A 14,276-nucleotide genomic window follows, 5' to 3' on the forward strand; every position below is an offset into this window, starting at 1 on the left:
GTGTCACGCTCCTTCGTCAGTAGGCGCTCGCCGGCACCGATCGCGCGCCGAATGCAGTGCGTTCCGGAGCTACATTTTCGCGCTCCGGCTTTGCACGAGTGGTGCCCAGGCTGGACAGCCATTCGAGGTAGAAGGCCAGCGCGAATTGCATGGCGATGCCGGCCGATATCAGGAGGCTGTCATAGACGACCCCGCCCGGATTGATCAGCTTCAGCACCTGAGCCGCCATGGCGATCAGTGTGCCGGCGATGAACACCGGCAGGGAACGCTTGCCGAGTATGGCCAGCGGATTGTCGGTGCTGGTACGGAACAGGTTCGAGACCGCGGGCAAGGCGACAATCAGGTAGCTGACGGCGAGGATATGCAGCAGCCGAGGCAGCGACAGAAAGGTCTTGTCGAAGCCGCCGATCACCACCGGCAAGTCGAACCACGTCACCTTGCCCCAGAGCGGGCTATGCACCCAAACCACCGCCGCCAGCACATACACACCGCATAGGCCGAGCAGCCAGCGGTTGACGGGGATGGATCCGCCGCGCCTGACATGCAGCATGGCGGCGAGGCCGATGTTGAACAGGAACTGCCAGGAGAGCGGGTTGAGGAACCAGAAGCCGGGTTCGGGATAGTTCGGCGGCGCGATCTGCCAAACCCCGGCGATGAGCCACAGCAGTCCGGAAAGCGTCAATGCGAGGACCGGCCGGTAGCTGATCAGCAGCACAAAGGCGGGGGCAGCCAGCAGCAGCGCCGCATAGACCGGCAGGATGTTGTTATAGCCGAGCTGATGGCCCAGCGTGACGATGCCGACCAGCACTTCCGGCGTGTTCTTCATCAGCGGCTCGATGTTGATCAGCTTCAGCAACTCAGGCCGGTGGGCGAACACCGCCGCGGCGCAGAACAACGCCATCACCACCATGGTGATGACGATATGGGCGACATAGAGGACCCCCGCACGCCGCCACATCTTCAGGGCCGCCAGAAGCCTCCCGCCCGGCCTGAACTTGCCGCCATAGGCAAGCGCCACCGATATGCCCGAAATCAGGACGAAAGCCTCGGCCGCGTCGGAGAAGCCAAAATTCTTGTAGGTCATGCTTTCGAAGACAGTGCCCGGCACATGATCGATGAAAATCGTGAGCAGGGCGAGCGCGCGCAGCACATCGATACGCGTGTCGCGATCGTTGACGCGCGCATGGCGACCGTTGAGACGCGTATCGCGTTCCTGGACACGCTCAGCGCGCTCCGACAAAACTGGCATGGTCATCGACAAAAGGCCTCAAAGCTGGTCGTTCATTGGGGCAATGCGACCCCCGGGGCGCACCGCTTTGATTCCTCCCACGGGGAGACTATCGGCGCAGAAACGGACTGAAGTGGGCCTGGTTCAATCAACTTTCGCGGAGCGCGAAAATAATCCGTTTTCAAGCCGGCAAAACAACAAAAGCACCACGGAATCAAAAGGATGTGAACATGTCCGAATATGCGGACGAAAACAGCGAGCTACGTCGGGATCTGCTCTTTGCCTATCGTTTGCTGAAGCCGGAAAACGCAAGCGGCGAATGCCTGTTCGCGCTGCACGGGTCGGGCGTCGACGAGACGACGATCATCCCACTGGCAAGACAGATCGCGCCGCGTGCCACGCTGATCACCGCGCGCGGCCGCATCGCCCAGGACGACGGCTTCCGCTGGTTCGAGCGCATCACGCCGACCAGCTTCGAGCAGTCGAGCATACGCACCGAGACGGCCGCCTATGCCCGCTTCATAGCCGAGGTGGCTAGTCGCCATGGCCTTGACCTCCCCCAGGCCGCCTTCCTCGGTTATTCCAACGGCGCCAATCTCGTCTCCAGCCTGATGCTGCTCCATCCCGGCCTGGTCAGGGACGCTATTCTGTTGAGAGCAATGCCGGTGCTCGACGATCCGCCGGCCACCGCCCTCGGCGGCACCCGGGTGCTGGTCATAGCCGGTGCGACCGATCAAACCTACGGCCCATTCGCGCCGGCCCTGGTGACGCTGCTCAGCCAGCGCGGCGCCGAGGTCGACGCGCGCATCATCGCCGCGGGCCATGAATTCGGCGACGCCGATGCCGCCATTGCCAGGCAATGGCTGGCGGGCCGCCGACCGGCTACGGAACCGAAGGGCTGAACCGCCGAATAGGTGCCCTATCCCTGGCTCATCCTGTTCCAGGCGTCCAGGCCGGCAATCTTGTAGGCCTCGGCCAGTGTCGGATAGTTGAAGGTGTTGTTGACAAAGAAATCGACCGTGCCGCCGAGATTGATTACCGCCTGGCCGATATGGATCAGTTCGGTCGCGCCCTCGCCGACGATGTGGGCGCCGAGCAGGCGACGCGTCTCGACCGAGAACAGAAGTTTCAGAAAGCCGCTGTTGACGCCCATGATGTGGCCGCGCGAGGTTTCGCGGAAACGTGCCACTCCGACCTCGTAGGCGGCACCGCTCTCACGCACCTGTTCCTCGGACTGGCCGACGGTGGAGATCTCGGGCACGGCGTAGATGCCATAGGGAAAGCTCTCGGGCGGCGGCGGCAGTGCAACGCCAAAGGCATGGCAAGCGGCCACCCTGCCCTGTTCCATCGAGGTCGAGGCAAGGCTCGGGAAGCCGATCACATCGCCGGTGGCATAGATATTGGCGACGCTGGTCTGAAAGGTTTGCGGATCGACCTTGATGCGGCCCCGGGAGTCGGCCTCGATGCCGACAGCGTCGAGGCCAAGGCTGCCAAGATTGCCGCTGCGGCCGGCGGCATAGAGCAGGATTTCGGAACGGATGGTGCGGCCGTCGGCAAGCGTCACCTCGGCGTAGTCGGGCTTTGAGGCGACCTCCTTGATCGTGCTGCCGAGACGGATGGTCATGCCGCGGTCGCGCATCTGGTGGATGAAATCATCGACGATCTCGCGGTCGACGAAGTCGAGGATGCTGTTGCGCGGCTCGACCAGCGTGACCGGCACGTCGAGCGCCGAGAAGATCGTGGCATATTCGACGCCGATCACGCCGGCGCCGATGACCGTCAGCGTTCGCGGCAAGCGGTTGAGCTCAAGCACCTCGTCGCTGTCGAACACGCGTGTCTTGTCGAACGGCACGTCGCGCGGGCGGTGCGGCCTGGTGCCGACCGCGATCAGGGCATTGGCGAAACCGACCTCGCTGTAGTCGCCATTGTCGGCGGTCAGGCCAACCTTGTTGGGACTGAGGAATTTGGCGGTTGCGCGTGCGCTCTTGACTGCGTTGCGCATAAACTGGTGCTGCAGCACCTCGACCTCGTGATCGAGCGTCTTGTGCAGCCGCTCGATCAGGTCGGCGATCGAGATGTCCTGCTTGACCCGATAGCCGCGCCCGTAGAAGCCGCGTTCGCGCCAGCCGGATAGGTTGAGCACCGTCTCGCGCAATGTCTTCGACGGGATGGTGCCCGTGTGCACCGACACGCCTCCCAGCCGCCGGCCTCGATCCACCACCAGCACCGACTTGCCAAGCTTGGCCGACTGCACCGCGGCGCGGCGCCCTGAAGGCCCGCTGCCGATGACCACCATGTCGTAATCCATTCCTGCCCCACTCGGCGTCTTCTTGCGCCGCAGCAAGCTAACGCCATACGCGCCGCGAATTCAACCGGTTCAACCGACCCTCGCCCTGGCTTACTGCTCTGACGGCGAAAAGCGCCGACCTTGATTCCGAGGCCGGTTTTCACCATCTCAGTGCGACGGCCGACAGCTGTTTCAGGCCGTTGCGAGGAACCGATATGAACGCGCGCGTGCTTGACGGCGAGATCATCACCACGAGGCTCGAGGACACTCGCGCCTATCGCGGCGTGCGCACGAGGCGTATCTTTGCCTTCATCCTCGACTATTTCATCGTCGCGCTGCTCACAGTCCCGTTCGCCATCCTGGTCGCCATTCTCGGACTCTTGACCTTCGGCCTTGGCTGGGCGCTGTTTTCCGTGCTGGTGCCGCTGGTCGCCATTCTCTACATCTGGAACACGCTGGGCAGCAAAGACCAGGCGACCACGGGCATGAAGCTCATGGGCATCCGTCTGGACAAGCTCGACGGCAGCCGCATCGACGGCATGACCGCAGTCGTGCACTCCGTGTTGTTTTGGGCCGGCAATGTCATCCTGACGCCGCTGGTGCTGCTGGTGACGCTGTTTTCCGATCGCAAGCGCACGCTGCACGACCTGCTCTTGGGGACCGTGGTCACCCGCCATGACGTTTGATGGCGTTCGCTACAGCCATCGCCGGCTCGGTTCGACGCCTTGTGCCCAAATATGAGGGCCTTCGACAGGTCGCTGCCCCACAATCCTGTTGAATTTTTCCCCGACCGGGCCAAAGGTAGGGTGATTCGTAGGAGCACTTCCAAGAATAGATGACGCAGCATCCGACCCAGTCGCCGCAGTTCTTCCTGACCGCGCCGTCGCCGTGTCCGTATTTGGAGGGCCAGTTCGAGCGCAAGGTGTTCACGCACCTGGTTGGCGACAAGGCTCCGGAGATGAACGACCTGTTGACGCAAGGCGGCTTCCGGCGCTCGCAGAATATCGCCTACCGGCCGGCCTGCGAGTCGTGCCGGGCCTGCGTGTCGGTGCGCATCCTGGCGCAGGAATTTTCCGCCAGCCGCAATATGCGCCGCGTGATCCAGCGCAACGCCGATCTTATCGGCGCCATGCATGACGCGCAGCCGTCGACCGAGCAATATTCGCTCTTCCGCGCCTATCTCGACGCCCGCCACCGGCGCGGCGGCATGTCCGACATGACGGTGCTCGACTATGCCATGATGGTTGAGGACACGCATGTCGACACCAAGATCATCGAATACCGGCGTCGCGGCCCCGACAGCTTCATCACCGGCAAAGGCCAGGGCGAGTTGATCGCGGTGGCGCTGACCGACAAGATGGCTGACGGCCTGTCGATGGTCTATTCCTACTTCAGCCCCGATTTCGAGGATCGGTCGCTCGGCACCTTCATGATCCTCGACCACATCGCCCGCGCCAGGGCGATGGGGCTGCCCCACGTCTATCTCGGCTACTGGGTCAACGGCTCGCGCAAGATGAGCTATAAGATGCGTTTCATGCCGCAGGAGCATCTCGGCCCGAAAGGTTGGGAACGCTACGACGACGAAGCGGTCAGTCGCTGAGTTTTTCAAGGTCGAAGCTTAACTGTTTCAAGTCAGGCGACGCTGAGTTTTGAGGCGCCTGGCTGGAGATTTCGCTATCGCGCCGGTTGCCTGGCGACCTGCATTCCACCCGCGAGAATTGCCCGCATGTCCTCCCATCACGACCACCAGAAAGGCCTGCTTTTGACCGCCATAGGCGGCATGACGCTGACCGTAGACATCCCGTTGGTCCGGCTCGCCCATGGCGAGGCCTGGACGATTCTGATGCTGCGCACCGCAAGCATGTTCATTGCCGCGATTGTCATCTGGGCGGTCTGGCGCTCGTTGAGCGACAAGGCGCCAAAGCTCATTCCGGGCCGGCTGGGCGTGGTCGTCGCCACCTTCTATGGGCTCGGCTCGATTGCCTTCATCACCGGCGTCTATCACACCTCGACCGCCGACCTCGTCTTCATCCTCGCCTTCACCACAATGTTCTCGGCACTGCTGTCCTGGCTATTCCTCAAGGAAAGGCCGCAGCCGCTGACGCTCGCGGCGCTGGCGATCATGATCGTCGGCGTCGGAATCATTGTCAGCGACTCCATTGGCAATGGACATCTGTTCGGCGACGTCATGGCGCTGTGCTCGGCACTCTGCGTTGCCTGCGCCATCACCGTCTCGCGAGCCAGCGGCAGGGAGATGGGTTTCACATCGCTCGTAGGGGTGATCCTGCCATTCGCCGTGGCGATCATCATGGTAACGAAGACCGGCTTTCACGTCGACGCGCCGTGGTGGATCATCCTCAACGGCGCCGTGGTCATGCCAATCTCGTTCTTCTGCCTCGCCAATGGGCCGAAATACATTTCAGGGCCGGAAGTGGCGATGTTCTACCTACTGGAAACGGTGTTCGCCCCGGTATGGGTGTGGCTGATCTTTGCCGAGGCTCCATCGCGCAACAGCCTGATCGGCGGGACGATCCTGATCGTGACGCTGGTCGCGCATTCGCTGTGGCAGTTGCATGAGGGGCGAAAGCGGCGCGCGGCGCTGGCCGTGGTTCACCCGGCCTGAGATTTTTTCGCCGCGCCGCGCTCCGCGACCATCTCGATCTGCGGCGGGCCGCCTTCCGGCTCGGCCTGGCTCGTCTGGGCCATTTCATCGGCCAATTCCACCTCACGCAGCCATTCGCGCCAGATGGCGACGAGCAGTGCCATCAGCACCGGGCCGATGAACAGGCCGAGGAAGCCCATCGTCTTGACGCCGCCGATCAGCCCGAAAAAAGTCGGCAGGAACGGCAGCTTGATCGGCCCGCCGACCAGCTTCGGGCGCAACGTCTTGTCCACAATGAAGAGCTCGACCGCGCCCCAAACGAACAGCGCCAGGCCGGCAAACAGCTTGCCGCTGGCGGCGAGGTAGATCGAGACCAGCGTGAAGGAGAGCGGCGCGCCGCCGGGGATCAGCGCCATGATGCCGGTGAGCGCCCCGAGCGTCACCGGCGAAGGCACGCCGGCCAGCCAGTAGGCGACGCCCAGCACCACCCCCTCGCCGATCGCGATGATGGTCATGCCGGTGACCGTGGACGAGATGGTCGCCGGCACGACGCGGGAGATGCGCTCCCAGCGCGTCGGCAGGATGCGCTCGCCGAGCCGATCGACCTGGGCGGCGAAAGACTCGCCGTCGCGATAGGCAAAGAACAGCGCGATCAGCATGAAGAGCAGCGTGAGCAGGAGGCCAAACGCGCTACCGCCGGCCGCCAAGGCGCCGCGATAGATGGTGCCGATGTTGGAGCCGCTCACCAGTTGGATCAATTCTCCGATGCCGCCGGGATGCCCGAGATTGGCCATCCATTGCTCGTTCAGCCATTCGCCGACGACCGGCATGGTCGCGATCCATTGCGGCGTGACCGAGCCGTGGCGGTTGGTCTCGATGGCCCAGGTCACCCATTCGCGCAGCTCGTTGATGGCATAGGTGCCGGCAAGCGCGATCGGCACGACCAGGAAAGTGAGGATGAACAGGATGGCAAAGGTCGCAGCGATGGTGCGACTGCCGCCGACGGCGACAAGCAGCCGGCGGTAGAGCGGCCAGCTGGCAAAAGCGATGACAAGCGCCGCCAGCACTGGGAACAGGAAGCCATGGAAGAAATAAACACCGGCGGCGACGATCAGCACCAGGAGCCAACGCGCCGCCGACAGCGGCGGAATGACAGCCGCCCTGAGCGGCGTCGACAGCCCAAACAGGCGCTGCCCCGGCTTCTGGTTTTCAGCCCGCTTCAATCCGGCGTTTCTCCCCTGCCCGGTGGTTCATGGATGCTTATGGACGATCATAGTGCAGCAATCGTGGCGATAGTCCAAATGTTTGGGGTGCAGCTGCCAATCTCCCCCCTTGTGGGGGAGATGTCCGGCAGGACAGAGGGGGGGCGCGAAGGAACACGACCTTCGCAATCTGTCTTACGAAGGGCTGATAGATGCATCGAACTGACAGGCCGGCGGGACAGCGCCCCCCTCTGCCCTGCCGGGCATCTCCCCACAAGAGGGAGATCAGCTAACTTCAACCAAATTTGCCCGTCCGCGGGAATCCCTTCGGTACCATGCGGCCGGCGGCGGCGCGGGCGCCGATCCATTCGGTCAGTTCCTCGCGCGACTTGGTGAAGGTTCGGTCGGCAGAATCCTGCCAGGAAAGCCCGGTCTCGAGCGTGAAGGTCTTGAGGTCCAACACGCCGCCATCCCTGTATTTCTGCAGGCGCACGCCCTTGCCGCGCGCCATTTCCGGAATTTCGGCAAGCGGGAACACCAGCATCTTGCGATTGTCGCCAACGATGGCGAGGTGGTCGCCGGCGACCGGAATGCAGCGCCTGGCCTCGTCCGGCGCCTTGATGTTCATCACCTGCTTGCCCTTGCGGGTGTTGGCGACGATCTCTTCCTCCGAAACGATGAAGCCGTTGGCGTCGTAGGAAACGAGCAGCAGCTTGCGCTTGGGATCGTGCACGAAGGCGGTGACGATATCCTGGTCGTTCTCCATGTCGACGATGATACGGATCGGCTCGCCATGGCCGCGCCCGCCCGGCAGCCGGTCGGCGCCGATGGTGTAGAACTTGCCGCCGGTGGTGAAGATCAGGATCTTGTCGGTGGTCTGGGCATGGAAGGCCAGCTTCAGGCTGTCGCCTTCCTTGAAGGCAAGCTGCGAGTGATCGGTCAGGTGACCCTTCATGGCACGCAGCCAGCCCTTTTCGGACACCACGACCGTGACCGGCTCGCGTTCGATCATGGCGTGCGCGATGTCGGTGAGGTCATGTTCCGGCGCGTCGGCGAACTGGGTGCGGCGCTTGCCGAGCGCGGTCTCCGGCCCGAACTTGTCGCGGATGCTGGTGACTTCCCACTTGATCGTCGCCCATTGCTTGGCCTCGGAGGCCAGCAAGGCCTCGATCTGCTTCTTCTCTGCGGTAAGCCCGTCGAATTCCTTGCGGATCTCGATCTCTTCGAGCTTGCGCAAGGCGCGCAGACGCATGTTGAGGATGGCTTCGGCCTGGCTGTCGGTGAGCGACCAGCGGGCCATCATCACCTGTTTCGGCTCATCCTCCTCGCGGATGATCCTGATCACCTCGTCGATGTTCAAATAGGCGATCAGGTAGCCGGCGAGGATTTCCAGCCGCTTCTCGATTTCGCCCAGCCGATGCTTCGAACGGCGGATCAGCACGTCGCGGCGATGATCGAGCCACTCCTTCAGCACGCCCCGCAGCGACAGCACGTTCGGCACTTTGCCGCGCGACAGCACATTCATGTTGAGCGGGAAGCGACTTTCGAGCTCGGTGAGCTTGAACAGCGATTCCATCAGAATACCGGGATCGACCGTGCGGCTCTTCGGCACCAGCACGATGCGGATATCCTCGGCGCTCTCGTCGCGGATGTCCTCAAGCAGCGGCAGCTTGCGCGCCATCAAGAGCTCGGCGATCTTCTCGATCAGCCTGGCCTTCTGGACGCCGTAGGGGATCTCGGTGACGACGATACTCCAGGTGCCCCTGCCCTGGTCTTCCTGGTTCCATTTGGCGCGCACGCGGAAACCGCCGCGCCCTGTCTCATAGGCTTCGAGGATCGAGGCGCGGCTGTCGACGATGATGCCGCCGGTCGGGAAATCCGGCCCCTGGACGAAATCCATCAGCTTCGCCACGGGCGCATCCGGATGCTCGATCAGGTGGAGAGCGGCGTCGCAGAGCTCGGCGGCGTTGTGCGGCGGGATCGAAGTCGCCATGCCGACCGCAATGCCGGAGGAGCCATTGGCGAGCAGGTTCGGGAAGGCGCCGGGGAGCACGACCGGCTCCTCATCCTCCTCATTGTAGGTCGGCCGGTAGTCGACCGCATCCTCGGTGATGCCGGCGAGCAAGTCGCTCGCCACATCGGTCATGCGCGCTTCGGTGTAGCGCATGGCGGCCGCGTTATCGCCATCGATGTTGCCGAAATTGCCCTGCCCGTCGACCAGCGGGTAGCGCATCGAGAATTCCTGCGCCAGACGCACCAGCGCATCGTAGATCGACTGATCGCCATGCGGGTGGAACTTACCCATCACCTCGCCGACGATGCGGGCGCATTTGGCGAAGCCCTGGTCGGGGTTGAGCCTCAAAAGCCGCATGGCATGCATGATGCGGCGATGGACAGGCTTCAGCCCGTCGCGCACATCCGGCAATGCCCGGTGCATGATGGTCGACAGCGCATAGGCGAGATAGCGCTCCTCGAGCGCCTTCTTCAGATCGACCGGTTCGATGTGATCGCCGCCGCCATTGTCTTGCGGTGGCAAAAGCCTTTTTCCCATGGGCGTGGAACTAGCCGAGCGGGTGATTCGCGGCAAGCGCCGACACCGAAATCCGCAGAGACTCGCCCCGGCACCGGACACCGCTGCCTTCTACAGGCCTCACGGACAATGATGTGAAGGATTTCACGGAACCACCCGGCCCGCCGCTCCAATTTGCCGGCAATCTGCAACGTAAGTCTCTGGGGCAGTCCGCGCCGGCCAACATCAACTTGTTACATGCCGGCTCTATTTCGCATGCAACGGGTCGGCGCAGTGGAGCGGAATGGGAGCCGCTGTCTTCATGACAAATTCACCGCATATGCCAAAGGCCTCCGACCGGGTTTGCTTTTCATCGCCGATTTCGACAAAGGTGCCGGGAAATGCCTTCTTCCCGTTCCGTTCGTCACGGAATGGTGGTGGAGTAGAATTCAAAGCACTTTTCAGGACAGGGAACTCGCCATGACCATTCAAAACACCATGCTCAAGAAGCTGACTTTTTCGACCTTTCTTCTGACTTTGCCCCTGAATAGCGCCCTCGCCGCTGACCCGGCGGTCGCCGAGCGCGTCAAATCCATGCTTGCCACGCAGGGCGTCGAGATTTCCTGGACCGGGGTCTCCGGCGACAACTCCAACGTGGTGCTGCAGGGCGTCTCCATCAAGCCGGCGGCTGAGAAGGAGGCGCTCCCGATCGGCGATGTGAAGCTGGAAGGCGTCACCGAGGCCAACGGCGGCTTCGATATCGCAACCGTGTCGACTTCGGCCTTCGAGCGCAGCCAGGACGGCGTGACGCTCAATCTCAGCCCCTTCGTCATCCACGACATGAAGGTTCCGGCCGAAGGCAGCACCGACCCGCTGGGCTCGCTGATGATGTACAAGTCGGCCGAACTGTCGAACATGACGGTCAAGGTCGCCGACAAGACCGCCTTCTCGATGGACGGGCTCGCGGTCCAGATCAACCCGCCGGCAGACGGCAAGCCGATGGATTTCACCGCCAACACCGAAAAGTTCAATGCCGACCTGACGCTGGTCGACGACCCCAAATCGAAGGAGGTCATCGACGCGCTTGGCTACCAGAACATCTCCGGCACCATCGCGATGGCGGGCACCTGGCAGCCGAGCGACGGCAAGATGGAACTGTCGAAATATGACATCTCGGTCGAGAATGCCGGCACGCTCGGCATGACCTTCAACCTCGGCGGCTACACCGTCGAGTTCGTCAAGTCGATGCAGGAGATGCAAAAGAAGCTCGCCGCGCAACCCCAGGGCGCCGACAACTCGGCGGAAAGCATGGCCATGCTCGGCCTGCTGCAGCAGCTTTCCTTCAACGGCGCCTCGATCCGCTTCGACGACGATTCGCTCACCGGCAAGGTGCTCGACTATGTCGGCAAGCAGCAGGGCATGTCGGCCAAGGACGTCGCCAACCAGGCCAAGGCCGTGGTGCCGTTCGGCATGGCGCAGCTCAACAATCCGGAACTGACGGCCGAGGTCACCGCTGCGGTCAGCAAGTTCCTCGACGATCCGAAGAGCCTCGAAATCTCGGCCGAGCCGCCCGCTGCCGTGCCGTTCGCGCTGATCATGGCCGGCGCGATGTCCAACCCGCTCGACCTGCCGAAGACGCTCGGCGTCAAGGTCAGGGCCAACGAGGACTGAGCGGGCCGTGCTCCTTCTCCCCGCCTCTATACCGTATAGGGCCGGGGAGAAAGGGCAGTTGCAACGCTGCCGTCAATCCTTCTTAGCCACGGCCACGCGCAGCGACAGCTCACGCAGCTGCTGCGGCGTGGCTTCCGAGGGCGCGTTCATCAGCAAGTCATACGCCTGCTGGTTCATCGGGAACATGGTGACCTCGCGCAGGTTCTTGGCGCCGACCAGCAGCATGACGATGCGGTCTATGCCGGCCGCCATACCGCCATGCGGCGGCGCACCGTACTGGAAGGCGCGGTAGAGGCCGCCGAAGCGCTCCTCGACCGTGGCGCGATCAAGCCCGACGGTTTCGAAGGCCTTGACCATCGTTTCCGGCAGGTGGTTGCGGATGCCGCCGGACGCGATCTCGAAGCCGTTGCAGACCATGTCGTACTGGAACGCCTTGATGCCGAGCAGGTCCTCGCCGCCGAGCGCCTCGATGCCGCCCTGCGGCATCGAGAACGGGTTGTGGGCGAAGTCGATCTTCTTCTCGTCCTCGTTCCACTCGAAGAACGGGAAGTCGACGATCCAGCACAATTCGAAGCGGTCGCGGTCGACGAGATTCAACTCCTCGCCGGCGCGGGTGCGAGCAGCACCCGCAAAGGAAACGAACTTCTTCGGATCGCCCGCGACAAAGAAGGCGGCATCGCCGTCGGCAAGGCCGAGCTGCTGGCGCACGGCCTCGGTGCGTTCCTCACCGATGTTCTTGGCGATCGGACCCGCGCCTTCGAGCTTGTCGCCCTCCTTGCGCCAGAAGATATAGCCAAGACCAGGCTGGCCCTCGCCCTGCGCCCAGGAATTCATGCGGTCGCAGAAGGCACGGCTGCCGCCGGTCTTCGCCGGAATGGCCCACACCTCGGCCTTCGGATCGTTGGCCAGGATGTTGGCGAAAACCTTGAAGCCGGAGCCGCGGAAATGGTCCGATACCGCCTGCATCTCGATCGGGTTGCGCAGGTCCGGCTTGTCGGTGCCATAGGTGCGCATGGCCTCGTCATAAGGGATGCGCCGGAATTTCTGGGTCACCGGCTTGCCGGCGGCGAAGGTCTCGAAGACGCCGCGAAGCACCGGCTCCATGGTGGAAAGCACGTCGTCCTGCTCGACGAAGCTCATCTCGAGGTCAAGCTGGTAGAACTCGCCAGGCAGACGGTCGGCGCGCGGATCTTCGTCGCGGAAGCAGGGCGCGATCTGGAAATAGCGGTCGAAGCCGGAGACCATGATCAGCTGCTTGTATTGCTGCGGCGCCTGCGGCAGCGCGTAGAAGGTGCCCGGATGGATGCGTGACGGCACCAGGAAGTCGCGCGCGCCTTCAGGCGACGACGCGGTCAGGATCGGCGTCGAGAACTCGGTGAAACCCGCCTCCCCCATGCGGTTGCGCATCTCGGCGATGATCTTGGTGCGCGCGATGATGTTCTTATGCAGCGTCTCGCGGCGCAGGTCGAGGAAGCGATATTTCAGGCGGATGTCTTCCGGATAGTCCGGCTCGCCGAACACCGGCAGCGGCAGTTCCTTGGCCGCCGACAGCACCTCGATCTCGCGCGCGAAAATCTCGATCTCGCCGGTCGGCAGGTTGGCGTTGACGGTTTCGGGCAGACGCGCCTTGACCGCGCCGTCGACGCGGATCACCCATTCGCCGCGCACCGTCTCGGCGATCTTGAAGGCGGGCGAATCCGGATCGGCGACGATCTGCGTCAGGCCATAGTGGTCGCGAAGGTCGATGAACAGCAGCCCGCCATGGTCCCGCACGCGATGCACCCAACCCGACAGACGGACGGGATTGCCGACGTCGCTCTTTCGCAATTGGGCACAGGTGTGGCTGCGGTAACGATGCATGGTCATTGCTGGAATCCGGAATTGCGAGCGAAAGCCCGGCTCGAAAATTGGCGCGAAAAGCGCATGAGAGACCCGCTTTGTCAAGTTAAGTGGTCGCATGGGGCAAGCGTCACAACAGGCTCGCGGCCTCGTTGTTCAAGCGAAGCGGATTTCGGCACCCTGTCGCTCGAAATCGGCGAGGATATCGGCAGGCGCCGTGCTTTCGACCACCAGATGCCGGATCGCGTCGGGCGCAGCGACCCGGTAGGGAGCCGCGGTGGCGAGCTTGTCGTTCGTGACCGCGATGACGATGCCGGCGCTGTTCCTGGCCATGGCGCGCTTTACCTCGGCCTCGGCCGAATCGAACGCCGTGACGCCGCGCGAGGCATCGAGGCCGCAGGATCCGAGGAAAAACAGATCGGCCCCGAGCTGCGCGACGGCCGCTAGTGTGTCGCCGCCGACGCAGGTGCCGAGGTCGCGCGAATAGCGGCCGCCGAGCATGATCAGCTCGACCAGCGGAAGATCGGCCAGCGCCGATGCGACCCCCAGCGAATTGGTGGCGACCGTCAGCTCAATGTCGCGCGGGAGGGCGCGGGCGATCGCCTCGTTGGTGGTGCCGCCATCGATGAACAGCGCCTGACCGGCGGTGACAACCTCCACCGCAGCCTTCGCCAGGCGCATCTTTTCCTCGACAGCGTGGCTGCTGCGCTGACTGATCGTTGCGGCAGCGAACGGCGCCAAGGTGATCGCCCCGCCATAGACGCGCCGGAGTTGGCCGGCCTTGGCGAGTTCTCGCAGATCGCGGCGTACCGTGTCCTCGGAAACGCCGAAGCGGCTGGCCAGCTCGCCGGCAAGAACCTTCCCGTCCGCCGCCAGGCGGTCGAGTATGAATTGGTGACGTTCCTCGGTCAGCATGCACGAACCTCTTTCTTTATGCA

Annotated in this window: 11 protein-coding genes; 5 read left to right on the top strand and 6 right to left on the bottom strand. The window is 63.3% G+C overall.

Going from position 1 to position 14,276, the window contains the following annotated elements; all coding sequences use genetic code 11:
* Positions 1-16: 16 nt before the first annotated feature.
* Positions 17-1,255 (bottom strand): OpgC family protein, encoded by a 1,239-nt coding sequence (locus EN818_RS03605; RefSeq protein ID WP_129552778.1) that lies wholly within the window; start codon positions 1,253-1,255, stop codon positions 17-19.
* A 203-nt stretch (positions 1,256-1,458) separates the two neighbouring features.
* On the opposite strand from EN818_RS03605, the gene EN818_RS03610 reads away from it, so the two are divergent.
* Positions 1,459-2,130: an alpha/beta hydrolase gene (locus tag EN818_RS03610; protein WP_095808317.1), complete on the top strand. Its 672-nt coding sequence runs from the start codon at positions 1,459-1,461 to the stop codon at positions 2,128-2,130.
* A gap of 17 nt (positions 2,131-2,147) precedes the next feature.
* On the opposite strand, the gene sthA is transcribed toward EN818_RS03610, so the two are convergent.
* Positions 2,148-3,536 (bottom strand): Si-specific NAD(P)(+) transhydrogenase, encoded by a 1,389-nt coding sequence (sthA, locus tag EN818_RS03615; protein ID WP_095808318.1) that lies wholly within the window; start codon positions 3,534-3,536, stop codon positions 2,148-2,150.
* A 194-nt stretch (positions 3,537-3,730) separates the two neighbouring features.
* Here sthA and EN818_RS03620 point away from each other — a divergent pair, with 194 nt between their 5' ends.
* The 3 genes from EN818_RS03620 (at position 3,731) to EN818_RS03630 (ending at position 6,138) form a co-directional block, all read left to right on the top strand.
* Positions 3,731-4,201, top strand: a complete 471-nt coding sequence (locus tag EN818_RS03620) for an RDD family protein (protein WP_095808319.1) — start codon at positions 3,731-3,733, stop codon at positions 4,199-4,201.
* A gap of 149 nt (positions 4,202-4,350) precedes the next feature.
* Entirely contained in the window at positions 4,351-5,115 is a 765-nt protein-coding gene (locus EN818_RS03625) for an arginyltransferase (protein WP_095808320.1), read from the top strand.
* 126 nt (positions 5,116-5,241) lie between these two features.
* Positions 5,242-6,138 carry a DMT family transporter gene (locus EN818_RS03630; RefSeq protein WP_095808321.1) on the top strand — a complete coding sequence of 299 codons (897 nt, stop codon included), beginning with the start codon at positions 5,242-5,244 and terminating at the stop codon, positions 6,136-6,138.
* Here the strand turns inward: EN818_RS03630 and EN818_RS03635 are convergent.
* Complete coding sequence (locus EN818_RS03635) at positions 6,126-7,340, bottom strand: AI-2E family transporter (protein WP_095808322.1); 1,215 nt, start codon at positions 7,338-7,340, stop codon at positions 6,126-6,128. The genes EN818_RS03630 and EN818_RS03635 overlap by 13 nt on opposite strands.
* Positions 7,341-7,614: 274 nt before the next feature.
* Positions 7,615-9,870 carry a DNA topoisomerase IV subunit A gene (gene parC / locus EN818_RS03640; protein WP_095808323.1) on the bottom strand — a complete coding sequence of 752 codons (2,256 nt, stop codon included), beginning with the start codon at positions 9,868-9,870 and terminating at the stop codon, positions 7,615-7,617.
* 438 nt (positions 9,871-10,308) lie between these two features.
* On the opposite strand from parC, the gene EN818_RS03645 reads away from it, so the two are divergent.
* Positions 10,309-11,499: a hypothetical protein gene (locus EN818_RS03645; RefSeq protein ID WP_095808324.1), complete on the top strand. Its 1,191-nt coding sequence runs from the start codon at positions 10,309-10,311 to the stop codon at positions 11,497-11,499.
* A 72-nt stretch (positions 11,500-11,571) separates the two neighbouring features.
* On the opposite strand, the gene aspS is transcribed toward EN818_RS03645, so the two are convergent.
* Both aspS and EN818_RS03655 read right to left on the bottom strand, forming a co-directional pair.
* Positions 11,572-13,365 carry an aspartate--tRNA ligase gene (gene aspS / locus EN818_RS03650; RefSeq protein WP_095808325.1) on the bottom strand — a complete coding sequence of 598 codons (1,794 nt, stop codon included), beginning with the start codon at positions 13,363-13,365 and terminating at the stop codon, positions 11,572-11,574.
* 129 nt (positions 13,366-13,494) lie between these two features.
* On the bottom strand, positions 13,495-14,253 hold the full coding sequence (locus tag EN818_RS03655; RefSeq protein WP_095808326.1) for a DeoR/GlpR family DNA-binding transcription regulator: 759 nt from the start codon (positions 14,251-14,253) through the stop codon (positions 13,495-13,497).
* Between the last annotated feature and the right edge of the window lie 23 nt (positions 14,254-14,276).

The organism is Mesorhizobium sp. M3A.F.Ca.ET.175.01.1.1 (assembly GCF_004791945.1).
Taxonomy (GTDB): Bacteria; Pseudomonadota; Alphaproteobacteria; order Rhizobiales; family Rhizobiaceae; genus Mesorhizobium.